This is a genomic window from Streptomyces sp. NPDC014801 (assembly GCF_043082085.1).
Taxonomy (GTDB): Bacteria; Actinomycetota; Actinomycetes; order Streptomycetales; family Streptomycetaceae; genus Streptomyces.
Genome location: NZ_JBIBXG010000005.1, coordinates 380196 through 396173, shown reverse-complemented (window position 1 = coordinate 396173; position 15978 = coordinate 380196). Strand labels below are relative to the sequence as shown.

The 15978-nt window shown below is 72.5% G+C and carries 14 protein-coding genes and 1 tRNA gene; 4 read left to right on the top strand and 11 right to left on the bottom strand.

The window, feature by feature from the left end; translation table 11 throughout:
* On the top strand, positions 1-2373 hold the full coding sequence (locus tag ACF1AL_RS14080; RefSeq protein WP_391826005.1) for an SCO7613 C-terminal domain-containing membrane protein: 2373 nt from the start codon (positions 1-3) through the stop codon (positions 2371-2373).
* Between the two features lie 7 nt (positions 2374-2380).
* On the opposite strand, the gene ACF1AL_RS14075 is transcribed toward ACF1AL_RS14080, so the two are convergent.
* The 7 genes from ACF1AL_RS14075 to ACF1AL_RS14045 all read right to left on the bottom strand — a co-directional run bounded on the left by ACF1AL_RS14075 (position 2381) and on the right by ACF1AL_RS14045 (position 10967).
* The gene (locus ACF1AL_RS14075) at positions 2381-5116 is read right to left on the bottom strand and encodes a Tat pathway signal sequence domain protein (protein WP_391826004.1); all 2736 of its coding nucleotides are present in this window, start codon (positions 5114-5116) and stop codon (positions 2381-2383) included.
* A gap of 189 nt (positions 5117-5305) precedes the next feature.
* On the bottom strand, positions 5306-5914 hold the full coding sequence (locus tag ACF1AL_RS14070; RefSeq protein WP_391826003.1) for a hypothetical protein: 609 nt from the start codon (positions 5912-5914) through the stop codon (positions 5306-5308).
* 10 nt (positions 5915-5924) lie between these two features.
* Entirely contained in the window at positions 5925-6803 is an 879-nt protein-coding gene (locus ACF1AL_RS14065; RefSeq protein WP_384206358.1) for a carbohydrate ABC transporter permease, read from the bottom strand.
* On the bottom strand, positions 6800-7768 hold the full coding sequence (locus ACF1AL_RS14060; protein WP_386912874.1) for a carbohydrate ABC transporter permease: 969 nt from the start codon (positions 7766-7768) through the stop codon (positions 6800-6802). The genes ACF1AL_RS14065 and ACF1AL_RS14060 overlap by 4 nt, the downstream gene beginning before the upstream one ends.
* Before the next feature lie 21 nt (positions 7769-7789).
* Positions 7790-9076 (bottom strand): ABC transporter substrate-binding protein, encoded by a 1287-nt coding sequence (locus ACF1AL_RS14055; RefSeq protein ID WP_391826002.1) that lies wholly within the window; start codon positions 9074-9076, stop codon positions 7790-7792.
* Between the two features lie 1272 nt (positions 9077-10348).
* A tRNA-Val gene (locus ACF1AL_RS14050) sits at positions 10349-10420 on the bottom strand.
* Between the two features lie 85 nt (positions 10421-10505).
* A complete protein-coding gene (locus ACF1AL_RS14045; RefSeq protein WP_391705480.1) occupies positions 10506-10967 on the bottom strand; it encodes a TIGR02611 family protein in 462 nt (153 codons plus the stop codon).
* 190 nt (positions 10968-11157) lie between these two features.
* Between ACF1AL_RS14045 and ACF1AL_RS14040 the strand changes: the two genes are divergently transcribed.
* Both ACF1AL_RS14040 and ACF1AL_RS14035 read left to right on the top strand, forming a co-directional pair.
* Positions 11158-11571, top strand: a complete 414-nt coding sequence (locus tag ACF1AL_RS14040) for an SsgA family sporulation/cell division regulator (RefSeq protein ID WP_030011909.1) — start codon at positions 11158-11160, stop codon at positions 11569-11571.
* Between the two features lie 296 nt (positions 11572-11867).
* Positions 11868-12428, top strand: coding sequence for a CGNR zinc finger domain-containing protein (locus ACF1AL_RS14035; RefSeq protein WP_366838812.1), 561 nt, complete (start codon positions 11868-11870; stop codon positions 12426-12428).
* 83 nt (positions 12429-12511) lie between these two features.
* On the opposite strand, the gene ACF1AL_RS14030 is transcribed toward ACF1AL_RS14035, so the two are convergent.
* Together ACF1AL_RS14030 and ACF1AL_RS14025 are read right to left on the bottom strand one after the other, a co-directional pair.
* Positions 12512-12679, bottom strand: coding sequence for a hypothetical protein (locus ACF1AL_RS14030; RefSeq protein WP_366838813.1), 168 nt, complete (start codon positions 12677-12679; stop codon positions 12512-12514).
* A gap of 190 nt (positions 12680-12869) precedes the next feature.
* A complete protein-coding gene (locus ACF1AL_RS14025) occupies positions 12870-13310 on the bottom strand; it encodes a hypothetical protein (RefSeq protein ID WP_384206351.1) in 441 nt (146 codons plus the stop codon).
* A gap of 170 nt (positions 13311-13480) precedes the next feature.
* On the opposite strand from ACF1AL_RS14025, the gene ACF1AL_RS14020 reads away from it, so the two are divergent.
* Positions 13481-14017 carry a DsbA family protein gene (locus ACF1AL_RS14020; protein ID WP_391705483.1) on the top strand — a complete coding sequence of 179 codons (537 nt, stop codon included), beginning with the start codon at positions 13481-13483 and terminating at the stop codon, positions 14015-14017.
* 159 nt (positions 14018-14176) lie between these two features.
* Here the strand turns inward: ACF1AL_RS14020 and ACF1AL_RS14015 are convergent, their stop codons facing one another.
* Positions 14177-15001 (bottom strand): GNAT family N-acetyltransferase, encoded by an 825-nt coding sequence (locus tag ACF1AL_RS14015; RefSeq protein ID WP_391826001.1) that lies wholly within the window; start codon positions 14999-15001, stop codon positions 14177-14179.
* 105 nt (positions 15002-15106) lie between these two features.
* Entirely contained in the window at positions 15107-15928 is an 822-nt protein-coding gene (locus ACF1AL_RS14010; RefSeq protein WP_391826000.1) for an aminotransferase class IV, read from the bottom strand.
* Between the last annotated feature and the right edge of the window lie 50 nt (positions 15929-15978).

Here is a 15978-nt window from a genome sequence, read left to right as displayed (position 1 = left end):
ATGACACACCTTCCGCCGCCGGCCGAGGAGCTGCGGCTCATCGACGCCGAGCTGTGGCAACTGGACGCCCGCCGGGCGCAGTTGCTCGCCCGCCGCGCCTGGCTGGTCGCCCACCTCCCGGCCCCGTCGGCCCCGGCACCGTTCGCCACGCCGGCCCTGCCGCCCCGCCCCGAGGCCGGCGCGCCGCGGGTGCAGAACGTGCTGCTGCTCCTCGGCGGGCTGCTGCTGACCATCGCGGCGATCGCGTTCACGCTGGTCAGCTGGGGTCATCTGGGCATCGCCGGCCGCTCGGTGGTGCTGGGCGCGGTCACCGTGGCCGCGCTGGCCGCCCCGCTGCCATTGCTCGCGCGCGCCCTGCGTTCGACGGCCGAGGCGGTGGCCGGTCTGGCGCTGGCGCTGACGGTGCTCGACGCCTACGCCCTGCACGCGGCCGCCCTGCCCGGGACGGACGGCACGGCGTACGCGGCGGTCGCGGCGGCGGTGCTGGCGGCGGTGTGGACGGCGTACGGGTGGCTGCCGGGCACGGAGGGGCTGCGGCTGCCGCGTCCGGCCGCGCTGGCCGCCGCGCAGCTGCCGCTGCTGCTGTGGGCGGTGGCGGCCGGTGCGGGCCCGTCCTGGATCAGCGCCGCGCTGCTGGTGACGGCCGCCTGCGACACGGTGTCGGCGCTGCGCGCACCGGCGGGCCCGGTGCGGGTGGCCGCCGCGGTCGGCGCGTACGGCACCGGGGCGTGGGGCGTGCTGGTGGCGGTCGGGCTGTCGTGGACGGCGGGCGGTCCGGCCGCCGGGGCGCGTGCGGCGGCGCTGCTGCTGTGCGCGGCCGGTGTGGCGCTGGCGGCGGCGTGGCGGGACCGTGCCGAGGCGCGCGCGGCCGGGCTGTCCGGGGTGGCCGGGCTGCTCGCGGTCGTCGCCCTCGGCGGCGTCGTCCGCCCGGCGCTGCCGGCCGCCTGGACGGTGCCCGTGCATCTCGCCGTCGGCATCGCGCTGTTGGCGGCGGTACGGGCGGGCCGGCTGCCGGGGTCCGTGCGGCGCGGGTTCCTGGCGGCCTCCGCCGTGGTGCACGGCGTGGCGGTGCTGGGGGCGCTGCCCCTGGTCGCGCTGACGCTGATGGGGCCGGCCGGCTGGGTGACCCGGGTGTGGTCGGGGGCGCCGGGCGGTGCCCGGGAGGCCGTGACGGCGCGCGCTCCGTGGCCGCCGTACTCCGAGACGGGGCCGCTGGTCCTGGCCGCCGTGGCCGCGGTCCTCGTGCTCGCGGTGCGCGAGGCGACGTGGCGGCCGCGGGCGCTGACGGGCGCACGGGTCCTGGCCGGCGCCGCCCTGGTGGCCGTACCCGTGGTGCTGGACGCGCCCTACCCGGTGGCGCTGCTGGTGGAGGGGGCGGTGGCGGCGGGCCTGCTCGCGGCCGCGGCACGGTCCCGGACGGCGTCGGCCGTCCTCGCCCAGGCGGTCCCGGCGCTCGTGGTGTCCGTCGCGCTCGTCCTCCTCGCCCTGCCGTCGCGGCCGGCGACGCTCGGTGTGCTCGCCGCGCTCACGGCGCTGTTCGCGGCGGGCTCGGTGAACAGGCGTCTCGCCCGGGTCACGGCCCCGGCCGCGCTCGCCCATGCCGCCGCGCTGGCCTGCGCGGTGGGGGCCGCGGCGGGCTGGGCGCCCCGGCACACGGCCCTGCTCGTGCTGGTCGTCCCGGCGCTGGCGGCGCTGCTCGCGGCGCGGATCGCCGACGTGCCGACGACGGTGGCCGTCGAGGCGACGGGCGCGGCCTGCGCGCTCCTGGCCGTCGGACTCGCGGTCACCGACCCCCCGATGCTCGCCCTCGTGCTGTCGCTGTGCGCGGTGATCGCCGCCGGGACGGCGGTGCGTGCCGACCGCCGGCCGGCCGCCTGGGTGGCCACCGCGCTGTTCGCCCTGGCCGCCTGGGTGCGGCTGGCGGCCTGGGACGTCACGGCGCCCGAGGCGTACACGCTGCCGGTGACGGTGCCGGCGCTCGTGCTGGGTGCGCTGCGCCGGCGCCGGGACGCGGACGTCTCGTCGTGGGGGGCGTACGGTCCCGGGCTCGCGGCGACGCTCGTGCCGAGCCTGCCGGCGGCCTGGGCCGACGCGCACGCCACCCGTCCGTGGCTGCTGGGCGCGGCGGCGCTGGTGATCACCCTGCTGGGCGCCCGGCACCGGCTGCAGGCGCCGCTGCTGCTGGGCGGCGGGGTCCTGGTGCTGGACGCGCTGCACGAGCTGGCCCCCTATCTGGCGCAGGTCGCCGACGCCCTCCCCCGCTGGGTGCCTCCCGCACTCGCCGGTCTGGTGCTGCTCGCCGTCGGCGCGACGTATGAACGGCGGCTGCGTGACGTGCGGCGGGTGCGGGAGGTGCTCGGGAGGATGAACTAGCCGATCGCTACGGCATCTTGTCGCCGAGCAGGGCCAGGTTCTCGATGGCGGCGAGGCCGTAGAGCGCGGTGTCGTTGCTGGACACCCAGGCGGCCTCGCTGCCCTCGACGAGGGTGGCGGGGCCGGTCAGCCGCTCGGTCGTCCAGGGCGCGGACTCCTTGTAGCCGTCGGAGTTGTAGAACTTGTCCCAGGCCCGCTTGGCGAGCTTGGCGTCCCCGGTCTGGACGGCGGCGTACGCGTCCAGGCGGGAGTGGCCCTGGAAGAGGATCAGCGAGCCGAAGTTCGAGCCGTAGCGCGCGGCCTGCTCGGTCTTGCTCGCGTTGAAGTAGCGGCAGTAGTCGAGGTAGGCGTCCTTGAACTTCGGCATGTCCACCAGGTAGATGAGCTCGGCGCACAGTTCGTTGAGGCCGAAGACGGCCGACAGGTGCGAGACGCCGACGACGGGCTCGGTGGCGACGGCGAACTTCCCGGTGTCGAGGTCGTACAGGCCGCTGCCCTGGACGAAGCCGTTGGGCTGGGCGGCGATGCCCTCCATCGTGGACAGCACGCGCGCCTTGGCCTTCTCCCACTTCGGTCCCTTGCGCTCCCACTCCGTGAGCCACGCCGAGACCAGGCCGCTCCAGTCCGTGCCGAAGCCGATGGACAGGGCGTGCCGGTCGGGCGTGTAGGGGTCGGTGCGGACCTTGCGCTGCGGGTCGAGGACGAGGAACGTCTCGTCGGAGTCGACGTTGGCGGCCATGAGGTCGCCGACGCGTTCGTCGGCGGTGAGGAAGTAGTAGAAGCGCCGGTAGGTGGTGTTGGCGATGCGCTGCTGCTTGGCGCTGTCGGCGTAGTGCTGGACGCCGTGCCGGGTGCCGAGGCCGGCCCACTGGCCGATGTGGTAGACGTCGACCTCGCCGGTGTGCCGGGTCATCGCCTCGGCGAAGCGGAAGATGTCCGCGCGGCCGGAGCGCAGATAGGCGTACCAGAGCCACAGGTCGGGCGACAGCTCGGAGTTGTCCCAGGCGTAGCCGCCGATGTCGTACCGCCACACGTGCCGGGCCGAGTCGTAGGTGTGCATGATGTCGCCGTAGTCCCAGAAGCCGTACCAGCGGCGCATCTCCACCTGGTCCTTGTAGTAGGTGAAGAGGAAGTCCAGGTGGTCCTCGATCTTCGCCTTGGCCGGGGTGGAGCGGTCCGGCTCGGAGTACAGACCGGGCCCGAACACCTTGGCCTTGATGAGCTGCCGGGGCGGCGCGGCGAGCTGCGGCAGGGTCCGTACGGCCTGCACCTGCCGGGCGAGGGTGTCGGCTGCGGGGGTGGAGTCGTTGGCCCAGAAGAGCAGTTCGGAGGTGCGGGCGATGCCGTAGGGCGTGCCGAAGCCGGGCTCGTAGTCCTCGTAGGTGATGTTGAGGCCTTCGAGCTGTTCGGCGTAGGTGTCCTGGCCCATGCCGTCGTGGTAGAAGCGCAGGTCCATCGGCTGCGCCTCGGGCGACCAGAGCCACAGGGTGACCTCGGCCTCGTCGGTGTGGGCGCCGCGGATGTCGAGCTGGGCGGGGAACTTCTCCCAGAAGTCGCGCAGGCCGAAGGAGAAGCCGCCGCTCGCGCCGCCGACGTAGCCGAAGCCGGAGGCGCGCCGGCCGCCGCCCGCGGTGATCCAGCCGTGGCCCGCCTTGGTCCGCTTGCGCACGGTGAAGCCGTCGGCGGACAGCTGGGAGAGGGTGTAGTCGCCCCAGTGCGGGATGTACTGCAGCCGGGTGGTGACGCGCTGGTCCCAGGTGGACGGGTCGGGCAGCTTCCGGCCCTCGTACTGGGCTTCCTGCACGGCGGCGCCGGGGTCGCGGCGCAGTCCGGTGATGCCCTGGACGGCCTCGCGCAGCAGACCGGTGCCCTCGCCGCCGATGCGGATGTGCCGGTCGTAGGCGGCGTCGCGCATCGGCACGCTGAAGCGGACACCGAGGCCGCGGATGAAGTCGCCGGACGCCTTGCCGGGCTCCTGGGTGCCGTCGTAGGTGAGGGTGTGCACCATGCGGAAGGAGTCGGCGCCCGCGTAGAAGTACAGCCGGATGGAGAACGGCAGCCAGCTGCGGTCGCCCTTGCGGTGCTTGCCGTCGATGCGGACGACGGCCCGCACGGGGCCCTCCTGTTCGACGGTGACCTTGTCGATCGCGCCGTCGAAGCGCTCGGTCTTCACCGCGCCCTGGTCGCCGTCCTCGATCTCCGGCTGGCGGATGAGGACGAGCCGGCCGTTCCTCGCGATCTCGGTGTTGCCGCGGGTGACGGACTTGACGAGGGTGGAGCCGTATCTGCCGATCTTGGCGGTGATGACGCCGGTGGAGACGGTGACCGTGCCGCCGCCGTGGTCGACGCTCACCTTCTTCTCGGGCGCGGCGGGGGTGCCGGCGGTCAGGGTGAGCTTGCCGTTGCCGGAGCTGACCGCGTGCGCGGTCCACTTCAGCGAGCCGTCGGGCCAGTAGGCGAGGGGCCAGGTCTGGACGGGGACGGCCTTGCCGTCGGCGTCGGTCAGGGCGAAGGTCTGGTCCTCGCGGAAGGCGCCCATGGGCCAGGGCACGCCGACGGTGGAGCCGGGTGCGGCGCCGAGGCCGCCGTCCTCCAGCCAGTCCAGGGTCACCGGGTCGGTGTCGGCGGCGCCGGCGGTGGGTGCGGCCTGGGCGTCCCTGCTGCCCAGCGCCCAGCTGAACTGGGCGGCGGCTCCGGCGACGGCGGCGGCCTTCAGGAGAGATCTGCGGGGGATGGGAGACATGGGGTGCCGTTGGTCCTTTCCGTACGGGGACGTGCGGAGGCATGCGGGGGGCGGCGGGTCGGGGGCCTGCGGGGGGCGGGGTGACTGGTCAGGGGCCTACGGGTGGGGCGAGGTCACTGATCAGGGGCATGACAGAGAGAGGTACGGCACCCGGGGGTGCCGCCCTTCGTACGGGGCGGGTGGGGTGGGTCAGCGACCGCGCCGGTACCGCGTCTCCACGGCGACGGCCGCCGCCGCGACGGCCCCGAGCACGGGAACCGCCAGCGGCGCGACGAACCACCCGGACAGGCAGACGACCGCCAGCCCGGCGACGAGCAGGAACGATCCGGCGGGATCGAGGACGGTACGGCGGCCCGCGTCCGCGAGCAGCGCGCGCCAGGACGCGCCGGGCGTCCAGGAGGCGGCGGCGCGCATCCCGGCGACGGCCACGCCGATCAGGGCGACGAGACCGGCCGCTCCGACGAGCGGCCCGCCGGGCAGCCCCGCGCGCGCCGCCTGGATGTCGACCCACACCGCGGCCGCCGCCGCCCAGCCGGCGAGCCCGGCGAGCCACCCGCCGCGCAGCGCGGCCCGGAAGTCGGCGGCGAATCGGCGCCATCCGCCCGCCTCGTGGGCGGTACGACGGCGCAGGTGCCGGGCGCCGGCGGCGAACGCGGCCGGGTAGGTGACGACGCCGAGCGAGGCGACGGCGATCCAGACGCCGGTGAGCAGACACTCCGAGAAGAGGGCGAACCGTTCGCCGAGGGGCGAGTCGCCGGCCTTCGCGCGGCCGGGGGCTTTCGCGTGGGCCTGTGCCATGGATTCCGCCTCAGCCCTTCAGTCCGGAGGTCGCCATGCCGTCGATGAGGTAGCGCTGGAAGGCGAGGAAGAACAGCAGCACCGGCAGCAGCGCCACCAGGGACATGGCGATCATGCCGCCGTAGTTGGCGACGCTCTCCTGGTCGCGGAACATCATCATGCCGAGCGAGACGGTGTACTTGCCGGGCTCGTTGAGGTAGATCAGCGGGCCCATGAAGTCGTTCCAGGCGTTGATGAAGGTGAAGATCGCGCTGGTGATGAGCGCGGGCCGGCACAGCGGCAGCACGATCGACCAGTAGATCCGCAGATGGCCGCAGCCGTCGATGCGGGCCGCCTCGTCCAGCTCGCGCGGCAGGTTCCGCATGAACTGCACCATCAGGAAGACGAAGAACGCCTCCGTCGCGAGGTACTTGCCGAGCAGCAGCGGCACATAGGTGTTGATCAGCTCCAGCTTCTGGAACATCACGTACTGCGGGATGAGCAGCACGTGGTACGGCAGCAGCAGGGTGCCGATCATCAGGCTGAACAGCAGGTTCCGCCCGGCGAAGCGGATCTTGGCGAAGGCGTAGGCGGTCAGCGAGCAGGAGATGAGGATGCCGGCGACCGAGCCGAGCGCGTAGAGGAGGGAGTTCTGGAAGAACGTCCAGATCGAGATGTCGGCGATGCCGTCGGCCAGGCCCTTGAAGTTGTCCAGGATCGGGCTCCCGGGGAACAGCTCCAGGCTGCCGATGATGTCCCGGCTGGGCTTGAAGGAGGCGCCGATCACCCAGACCACGGGGTACAGGACGACCGCGAGGACCAGCAGGGCCCCCACGTGCCAGACGAGTGATCCGGTGCGCCGGCGCCCGAGGCCGGAGGACTTGTGGACGGTGGGAGTGGTGGCGCTCATCGGGCGTCCTCCGCGTAGTGCACCCACTTCTTCTGCGACCAGAACAGCACGGCCGTCACCAGGGCCACCGCGAGCAGCAGCATCCAGGCCATCGCCGAGGCGAAGCCCATCTGGGACTCCTTGAAGCCCTTCTGGTACAGGTAGCAGGTGTAGACGAGGGTGGCGTCGGCGGGACCGCACTGCGTGTTGGAGACGACGTAGGCGGAACCGAAGATCTGGAAGGAGTGGATGGTCTCCAGCAGCACGTTGAAGAAGAGCACCGGGGAGATCATCGGCAGGGTGATGTTCCAGAACTGCCGCAGCCGCCCGGCGCCGTCCATCTGCGCCGCCTCGTACAGCTCCCTCGGCACCTGCTTCAGCCCCGCCAGGAAGATCACCATGGGGGCGCCGAACTGCCACACCGTGAGGGCGACCAGGCAGTACAGGATCCAGTCCGGGTTGCCGACCCAGCCGCCGATGTGCACGCCGAACAGGGACAGACCGCGGTCCACGACGGCGTCGTCGGAGAACAGTGCCCGCCACACGAAGCCGACGGACACGCTCGCGCCGATCAGCGACGGGGCGTAGAAGGCGGCCCGGTAGAAGGCCTGGCCGCGCCGGCTCTGCGCGAGCAGCAGCGCGACGCCGAGGGCGAGCAGCAGCTTCAGCGGGGTCCCGATGACGACGTACTTCGCGGTCACCTCCACCGACTTCTGCCACCGCGGGTCGTCGAACATCCGGGTGAAGTTGTCGAAGCCGATCCACTTCGGGGAGGCGAAGAGGTTGTAGTCGGTGAAGGCGAAGTACAGCGAGGCGACCATGGGGCCCGCGGTCAGGAGCAGGAAGCCCGCGATCCACGGGGACATGAACAGGTATCCGGCGAGGTTCTCCCGGCGGCCCCGCCGCTTGGCGGCGGCGGGGGCGGCGGAGCGGACCTTCCGGGTGTCGAGCGGTGAGTCCTTGACGAGCGTCACGGCGGTTCCCATCGAATTCCGGTGAGGTCCGTATCAGGCCTGGAAGGCGGCCTCGGCCTCGGAGAAGAACTGCTTCACCGCGTCCGGGACCTTGGTCTTGCCCTGGGCCATGTCACCGCCGATGCGCAGGAACGCGGACTCGACGGTGTCGGCACCCGACGGGTGCGGGGTGATCGTGCCGAGGACGCCGGCCTTCGCGGTGTCCTCCTCGTACTGGGCGATCTCCTTGCTGACCGGGTCGGTCGGCCGGTACGCCCGGTACTGCTCGGTGCTGGCGAGGATGCCGCGGTCGTAGCCCATGATCTTGCCGACCTCGGGGTCGTGGACCATGAAGTCGATGAACTGCGCGACCTCCTTCGGGTGTTTGGTGCGGGCGGAGGCGCTGAGCATCAGGGAGGCCAGGTACTGCCCGGTCTGCTTGCCGTCCGTGGTGGGGATCGGGGCGAGGCCGTAGTCGCTGTCGCCCTCGGCGGTGTAGCGCACGGTGAAGTTGTCCCAGGTGAATTCCGAGGCGCCGTGGCCGGCGGTCACCGAGGACTTCGGCTTGTCCTGTTCGACGATCTTCGGGCTGGTGATGATGCCGGCCTTCACGCGGTTGTAGGCGTCCGTCCACCACTCCGTCAGGTCGGCCCGGTCGAAGCCGAGTCCGTCCTTGGTGAAGAAGGCCTTGCCGTTCTGCCGCAGGTAGAGGTCGTAGAGGTACATGATGGCGAAGTAGCCGGTGTCGCCGGGCACCTTCGTCTTGTCGTGGATGGTCTTCAGGGCCTTGAAGTACTCGTCCCAGGTCCAGCCCTGCTCGGGCTCGACGCCGGCCTTCCGGAACAGCTTCTTGTCGATGACCAGCGCCATGGTGTTGGAGCCGACCGGGATCGCCAGCTGCTTGCCGTCCACCTCGCCGACGGAGACGACGCCCTCGCGGAAGTTACTGACCCTCAGATTGCCTGCGTCTATCTGGGACTTGAGGTCCAGCAGCACGCCGCGCTTGTCGTACTTCCTAAGAAATGCAACGGAGTTCTGGAAAACGTCCGGCGGATTTCCGCCCGCGGCCTGGGTCTGGAACTTCTCCCAGAAAGACACATAGTCCTGGAAGTCGGTCTTCACCTTGATCTTCGGATACTTCTTCTCGAAGAGTGCGATGGACTGGTTGATCCGCTTGGCGCGCTCGTCGGCCCCCCACCAGGAGTAACGGATCGTCACCTTTCCGTCGGCCGCGGTACCGTCCCCGCCGCCGCAGCCGGTGGTCGCGGCCAGCCCCAGCGTGGCCATCGAGGCGCCGGCCGCCCTGAGGATCGTGCGCCTGTCAATGTTGCCGGTTCCCATGATCGGGCCCTCCCCGCAGCGTGCTCGCCGCCTCGTGAATCGTTTCAAGTAAGCGCTTGCTGGCACAAGGTACGGAGGGGCTGGGGGTGCGTCAATGATTCGGACAGGAATTTCTGCGGGGGCCTCCGGCGGTTGGCGGGGGGACGGCGAGGCGGCGAGACGGGTGGGCGAGGGAAAGGCGCAGGTGGGGGTGCGTGGGTTCGGAGGGCCGAACGGGGGGCGGGGGGTCGGGAGGAAGGTGGGGGTGGCGGGAAGTTGCCGGAGGCTTCGGGGGCGGGGCCAGGGTGTGGGTTCCGTCTGGGGGTGGGCCGGCGTCGAGGGGTCATCGACGGGGGCCTACGGCTCCGCAGCGGCAAGGTCAGCATGGCAGCGGGCGGGGGCAGGCGGTTGCTCAGGGCGAGGCGGGGAGCGCCTTGGAGCCAGGGCCTGGTCGGCAACCCCGCCGAGACCGTCCAGCGGGCCGCGGAAGCGCTCCCAGCAGCGGAAACGCGGGCGTGGTAGCTCCCACGTCGCCGGACCGCCGTAACCCTGCGTGAGGAGTCACTGTGCCGCGTGATGTACACGCCAGGAGACGGGTATCGCAGAGCGCCGGCTCGCAGAGGCTCAAGATGCGGCCGAGCAGGGGATGGCGAGGCCGGCCAGCGCCTTCCGGCGATCCTCCGTCACAGGGCCGGGCAGGGCCGCCCGCGACCAACACCAGCAGTTCGCCTCAGCGACCCGTCGTTGGCCGGGCCCAGGCGGGGCACGAGCGGCCTCCCGGAACAGAACCCCGCCAACCCCGCCCCTGGGTACCGTCCGCGGGCGGCGCACCGGTGCCTCGCGGCGGGGGCGAACCGCCTGGCGCATCGGCAGGTCGGTGGGTACGGCCCGCCCCCTGCCAGCTGGGCGTCGGCGGCGCCGCAGGTGGCGTGCGGAGACGACCTGACGCCGGGGGCGCATCGCGCCGCAACGCGGCCTTTCGGCAGAGGCTCACCGTAGCCCCCGCCATCAGGATGACGGGGCCCGTACGGCCTCGTGAGGCGGAGGGAGACCGGGCGTCGTGGAGGGGGGTCGGCCACTCCCCCGGCGGTGCCGCCCTGCGCTCTTCAGGGGCGGGCCGGGCACGCCCGTCGGCGTAACCGACCGGGCCGCACCGCGGCGGGAGCGTCTCGCGCCCGGCCGGGGGCCGGACCTCGCGGCCGCCGATCCGGGGCCGTACGCGCACCGCCGCGCGCCTGCGGCGCAAACGCCACCGGCCCACCTGCGTTGTCGCAGGTGGGCCGGTGGTCCGGGTGGGCGATACTGGGTTCGAACCAGTGACCTCTTCGGTGTGAACGAAGCGCTCTCCCACTGAGCTAATCGCCCGGGCGCAGGAAGAACATTACCCCATGTCAGGGGGTGCCTGTGACCACCCCCGGCCGCCCCGGGCGGCCCGCGCCCGCCCGACCCGTCACTGGTTCTCGATCTTCCACGGCATCACGAAGCCGAACTTCCACACGTAGACGGCGACCAGCGCGGCCACGATCACCACACCGATGACCGTAAGCGTGATGTTGCGCCGCCGCACCTTGGGATCGAGCGCCCGGTGGGCCGCCTCGGTCACCTTCCGTTTCGTCCAGCGCAGCACGAGCTGTGCCCAGACGAACTCGGTCGCCCAGATCGCCATGCCGCCGAAGATCACGACCCAGCCCGGCCCGGGCAGCGGCAGCATGATCACGCCGGCCACCACGACCGCGAGCCCGACCACGAAGACGCCCACCTGCCAGCTCAGATGGAGCATGCGGCGGGACTTGATGAATTCCGGCGCCCGCGAGCCCAGCCCCTGCTTCTGGTCGTTCGCCTGCGCCCCGCCCGGCTTCTCGCCGTCTGCTGCCACGGCAACCTCGCCCGGCTCGTCACTCCCCGTATTCATACGGAGAAACTTTACCGGAAGGAAACCAGTCACCGGAATGGCCGTAGTTCGCGAAGATCTCTCCGCCGGAAGAGTTACGTAAAGAGACGCAAAACCCTCAGAGGGGTTTACAACGGCACCGTAGGTGGCATGTCGATTTCGCCGACGTGCGAATCCCCGAGCGCACACTGAGCGAAAGGCCCTGGCGCTTATGAACACCACGGTCAGCTGCGAGCTGCACCTGCGCCTCGTTGTGTCGAGCGAGTCCTCCCTGCCTGTCCCCGCAGGCCTGCGGTACGACACGGCCGACCCCTACGCCGTGCACGCCACCTTCCACACCGGAGCCGAGGAGACCGTCGAGTGGGTGTTCGCCCGCGACCTCCTCGCCGAGGGGCTTCACCGACCCACCGGCACCGGCGACGTCCGCGTCTGGCCGTCGCGCAGTCACGGTCAGGGCGTGGTCTGCATCGCCCTCAGCTCCCCGGAGGGGGAAGCCCTGCTCGAGGCCCCGGCGCGGGCTCTGGAGTCGTTCCTGAAGCGGACGGACGCCGCCGTGCCTCCCGGCACGGAGCACCGCCATTTCGATCTCGACAAGGAGCTCTCCCACATCCTGGCGGAAAGCTAGGCCGAGGCCCTCACCAAGCAGCCCGGCGCCGTCCACTCGGGGAGACGGCTCGGGCCCGGACAACCGCATAGGGCATACGCCGACGTCGCCTGAGCAGTGCGCTGCCCGGGCGGCGTCGGCGTGCCCGTGTGTGGGGCGCCGCTCACTCCCCGCGTTCGCCCGGGAACGTTGGCGTACCGCACGGCGTTCTACGGTCATCCACGGACCGGAGACCGCCGGTGCGCTGCCGTCGGGAGCCATTACCATCGGCCAGCATCCGCGGGCGCCCGCCCGACCCCCAGGCCAGGGAGCGAAACGTGCTGATCACCCACGACACCCGGTGCGCCCTCGACGCCGTGGTGGATCTGGTGAACACCGCACCGGAGGACGACACGGCGCCGGACGGGCTGCCGGACGTCGCCGCACTCGAGGAGTTCGTCCGAAAGCACCAGATCAGCGAGGTCGGGGTGCTGTCGGAGTTCGATCTCTCGGCCGTGCGCAAGATCCGGGGCCGGTTCGCCGGGATCTTCGCCGCGCAGGACCCGCGCCGCGCGGCCGGCATGATCAACGAGCTGATCGCCGCCGCCGGGACCACCCCGCGGCTGACTGACCACGACGGCTACGACTGGCATGTGCACTACTTCGCGCCGGGCGCGTCGATCGCCGACCACCTGGCGGCCGACTGCGGGATGGCGCTGGCGTTCTTCGTGGTGGCCGGTGAGCAGGAGCGGCTCAGGCGCTGCGAGGCGCCGGACTGCCGGCGGGCCTTCGTGGATCTCTCGCGCAACCGGTCGCGCCGGTACTGCGACAGCCGCACCTGCGGCAACCGTCTGCACGTGGCGGCCTACCGGGCGCGCCGCAAGGAGGCGGCGGGCTGACACGAGGCGGCTGTTCCTGCACGGGGCGGCCGGTCCGGCGGTCGTGAGGCCCGGCGGGTGACGCCGGGCTCCACGGGTACGGCTCACAGCAACAGCAGGTCGTGCAACGAAGCCATGAGCAGCAGACACCCGATCACCGCAAGGAAGATCATCAGCGGTGGCTGGGAAAGGGCGAAGAGGCAGCCGCGCGGCTCTTCCTGCGGCGGCGCGGCGTCGCTCTGTGTCGTGTCCGGCTGCGTCGTGTCCAGCATCTCGCGGCGATGATGGCGCAGTCGGGCCACCCTCGGCGATCAACACGCACCGAAAGTCCAGGTGTGCGCCGAATTCCGTGATGACCTGCGCGAACCGTGATCGTTTCGGGTCACGCCCGGACCCACTGTGTCGTTTCGCCCCAGGGGCGGCCAGGGACGGCACACCGGCGTCCGCGCGGACCGGGCGGGGTCAGATGCCGTGCTTCTTGAGGATGGCCTCGATGTCGGAGAAGTCGTCGGAGGCCTCCGCCCGGGGCGCGGCCGTAGGCCGGCCCGCCTGCCGGGTGCCCGGTCCGAGGGACGGGGCGGAAGCAGTGGGGGCGACGGCGTCCGGCTGGGCGGAACGGGCCGCCTTCCGCTCGGCGCGGGTCCCGCCGCGCCGGCGTTCGATCATGCGGGTGGTGGCGAACAGGCCCCAGGCGGCGCCGAGCACGACCACCCCCGCCCAGGCGGTGGGGCTGAAGGCGGTGTCCGCGGCCCACTGGACCACGCCGGTCATGACCAGGCCGAGCGGCACCAGGGCGTAGGCCGCGATGCGGGCGGCGGCGAGGTAACGCTTGCGGTAGGCCGTGACCACCGCGATGCCCAGGCCGGCGGCGGCGACGGCTGAGCAGACGGTCTCGGCAATCATCCGGTCCTCCAGCGGGCTCGGTCGGGCCGACGAGCGGTCGGTTCGTCCCTTCCATCCTGCACCGCCCGATCCCCGCGGGCCATGCCCCGGCCCCGGACATCAGGGAGATCTCCGGGTCGCCTCCACCCCGCGCTCCGGGTCGCCTCCACCCCAGGTGGGAGACTGGGCCCATGAGCGACTCCTCCTCCGCAGCCACCCCTGACGTCTCCCCCGTCGTGCTCGACGTGTGGTGCGAGCTGCAGTGCCCCGACTGCCGCACCGCCCTCGACGACGTGCGCGCCCTGCGTGCCCGCTACGGCGAGCGGCTGGACGTGCGGCTGCGCCACTTCCCGCTGGAGAAGCACCAGCACGCCTTCGCCGCGGCGCAGGCCGCCGAGGAGGCCGTGGTGCAGGGGAAGGGCTGGCCGTACGTGGAGGCGGTGCTCGGCCGGGTCGAGGAGCTGGACCGCAAGGGCGAGCCCTTCCTCGTCGAGGTGGCGGGCGAACTGGGCCTGGACGCCGAGGAGTTCGACACCGCGCTGATCGACGGCCGGCACATCCTGATCGTGGACGCCGACCAGGCCGAGGGGAAGGCGATCGGGGTGACGGGCACCCCGACCTACGTCATCGGCGGGGAGCGCCTCGACGGCGGCAAGAGCCAGGAGGGCCTGCGCGAGCGCATCGAGCAGATCGCCGACCGACTGCTCGCGGAGCAGCCGCAGGGCTGACCGGCGCCCACCGGCCCCTTGTGCGGGAACGGCCGGCGGCCACGCTCACCGTTGCCGCGCGGCACGGCCGGCCGCCGCGATCGCCGCCGGCCTCGCTCCCTTGTGCGCCCGGCGTGCCCGCGGCCTCGCGCGCCCCTCCGCGCACGCCGCACCCGCCGTCTACACCAGTTGCTTGTAGACCGCGTACAGCGTCGTCGTGTAGCCGAGCGAGTCGTAGAGCCGTTCGGCGGGTGTGTTGCCCGCGAAGACGTTGAGGCCGATCGTCCGCCGGCCCGCGGCGACGGCCTGGGCCTCGGCCAGCAGCATGAGGGAGCGCCCGTGCCCCCGGCCGCGGTGGGCGGCGTCGACCTCCACGTCGAAGACGAAGGCGCCGTCCTCGCGCAGGGCCAGCCAGAGCGTCCCGACCGGGGTCCCCTCGTGTTCGAGGACGCTGACGGCCATGCCCTCGGTGGCCAGGCCGTCCGGCAGCAGCCGGGCGTGATCGGTCTCCGACTTGGCCCGGGCCTCGGCCTCCGGCACCCCGCGCTGGATCCAGCTGCGGGAGTAGTCCTTCTTGTTCTGGGCCAGCCAGGGCCCGAACTCCTCCTCCGTCATGGGCCGGCCGGCGACGCCCTCGGGCAGCCGGGGCGGGGTGGCGCCGAGCGGCTTGGCCATGTTCCGGTTGCGCACCACGTATCCGAGCGCGGTGGCGAGGCGGACGGCGGGGCCGGCGTCGGCCGGGACGGTGGCCTCGATCCGCCGGCAGCCCCAGCCGCGGACGACCTCCTCGGCGGCGAGCGCCGCCACCGTGGCGCGGCCGCGCCGCCGGTCGGGTTCCTCGATCCGCAGATCCAGCAGCTGGGCGACGGCGTCGCCGAAGACGGGGTGGGTGCCGAGGTGTATCGCGCCGACGGGACGGCCGTTCACACACACCTGGAAGCGGCGCGAACGGGTCCCGTCTTCGTGTGCCTGGAGCGGCTCGGTCGGCCGCAGTGTCGTGGTCATCACGGGTGTTCTACCCGCCGTACGCTTCCGCGTCAGCCGAATATCGGGCGGCCCGCCGCCGAAGTCCCGGACGCCCGGGCGCCGGCGGGCCGCGTCCGGCGGGGCCTACGGGTCGAGGTCGTCCCCGGAGCGCTCCTGGAAGATCCGCATCGCCTTGGCGGTCACCGGGCCGGAGGCTCCGGGCAGTTCCCGCCCGTCGATCTTGTGCACGGCCTGCACGTCGCGCAGGGTGGAGGTGAGGAAGACCTCCTCGGCGCGCTCCAGCAGGTCGAGCGGCAGGTCGGTCTCCTTGGCGCCGGTCCACTCGATCACCAGCTGCCGGGTGATGCCGGCGAGGCAGCCCGAGGCGACCGGCGGGGTGTGGATCTCGCCGTCGAGCACGACGAAGACGTTCGACCCGGTGCCCTCGCACAGCTGCCCTACGGTGTTGGCGAACAGCGCCTCGGAGGCGCCCTGTTCGTGGGCGCGGGCGAGGGCGACGACGTTCTCGGCGTAGGAGGTCGTCTTCAGGCCGGTGAGGGCGCCGCGCTCGTTGCGGGTCCACGGGACGGTGACGACGGCCGTGGAGTCCGGGCGGCGCGTGGTCTCGCCGAGGGCGACGACCAGGGTGGGGCCGTGCTCGCCGCGGTCGGAGCCGAGGGGGCCGTGGCCGCCGGTGTAGGTGATGCGCAGCCGGCCGAGCGGCATCGGGTTGGCCGCCAGGACGGCCGTGCAGGCGCGGCGGACCTCGTCGTGGTCCGGGTCGGGCAGGCCGAGGCCGCGCGCGGAGCGGGTCAGCCGGTCGAGATGGCGGGTCAGGGCGAACGGCGCGCCGTCCACCGCCTTCACCGTCTCGAAGATGCCGTCGCCCACGGTCAGCCCGTGGTCGAAGACGGAGACGCGGGCGGACTCGACGTCCTGCAGCGCGCCGTCCAGCCAGATCTTCACTGGTCGCTACCTCGCAACTTCGGGCCGGGGACCTGATCGCGGCCGCCCGT

What these genes read in the sequence shown, in the direction of transcription:
- ACF1AL_RS14060 (WP_386912874.1), bottom strand. Translation starts at nt 7,768, where the DNA reads ATGGGAACCGCCGTGACGCTCGTCAAGGACTCACCGCTCGACACCCGG.
- ACF1AL_RS14055 (WP_391826002.1), bottom strand. Translation starts at nt 9,076, where the DNA reads ATGGGAACCGGCAACATTGACAGGCGCACGATCCTCAGGGCGGCCGGC.
- ACF1AL_RS14070 (WP_391826003.1), bottom strand. Translation starts at nt 5,914, where the DNA reads ATGGCACAGGCCCACGCGAAAGCCCCCGGCCGCGCGAAGGCCGGCGAC.
- ACF1AL_RS14075 (WP_391826004.1), bottom strand. Translation starts at nt 5,116, where the DNA reads ATGTCTCCCATCCCCCGCAGATCTCTCCTGAAGGCCGCCGCCGTCGCC.
- ACF1AL_RS14030 (WP_366838813.1), bottom strand. Translation starts at nt 12,679, where the DNA reads ATGCTGGACACGACGCAGCCGGACACGACACAGAGCGACGCCGCGCCG.
- ACF1AL_RS14080 (WP_391826005.1), top strand. Translation starts at nt 1, where the DNA reads ATGACACACCTTCCGCCGCCGGCCGAGGAGCTGCGGCTCATCGACGCC.
- ACF1AL_RS14020 (WP_391705483.1), top strand. Translation starts at nt 13,481, where the DNA reads ATGAGCGACTCCTCCTCCGCAGCCACCCCTGACGTCTCCCCCGTCGTG.
- ACF1AL_RS14045 (WP_391705480.1), bottom strand. Translation starts at nt 10,967, where the DNA reads ATGAATACGGGGAGTGACGAGCCGGGCGAGGTTGCCGTGGCAGCAGAC.
- ACF1AL_RS14040 (WP_030011909.1), top strand. Translation starts at nt 11,158, where the DNA reads ATGAACACCACGGTCAGCTGCGAGCTGCACCTGCGCCTCGTTGTGTCG.
- ACF1AL_RS14065 (WP_384206358.1), bottom strand. Translation starts at nt 6,803, where the DNA reads ATGAGCGCCACCACTCCCACCGTCCACAAGTCCTCCGGCCTCGGGCGC.
- ACF1AL_RS14025 (WP_384206351.1), bottom strand. Translation starts at nt 13,310, where the DNA reads ATGATTGCCGAGACCGTCTGCTCAGCCGTCGCCGCCGCCGGCCTGGGC.
- ACF1AL_RS14015 (WP_391826001.1), bottom strand. Translation starts at nt 15,001, where the DNA reads ATGACCACGACACTGCGGCCGACCGAGCCGCTCCAGGCACACGAAGAC.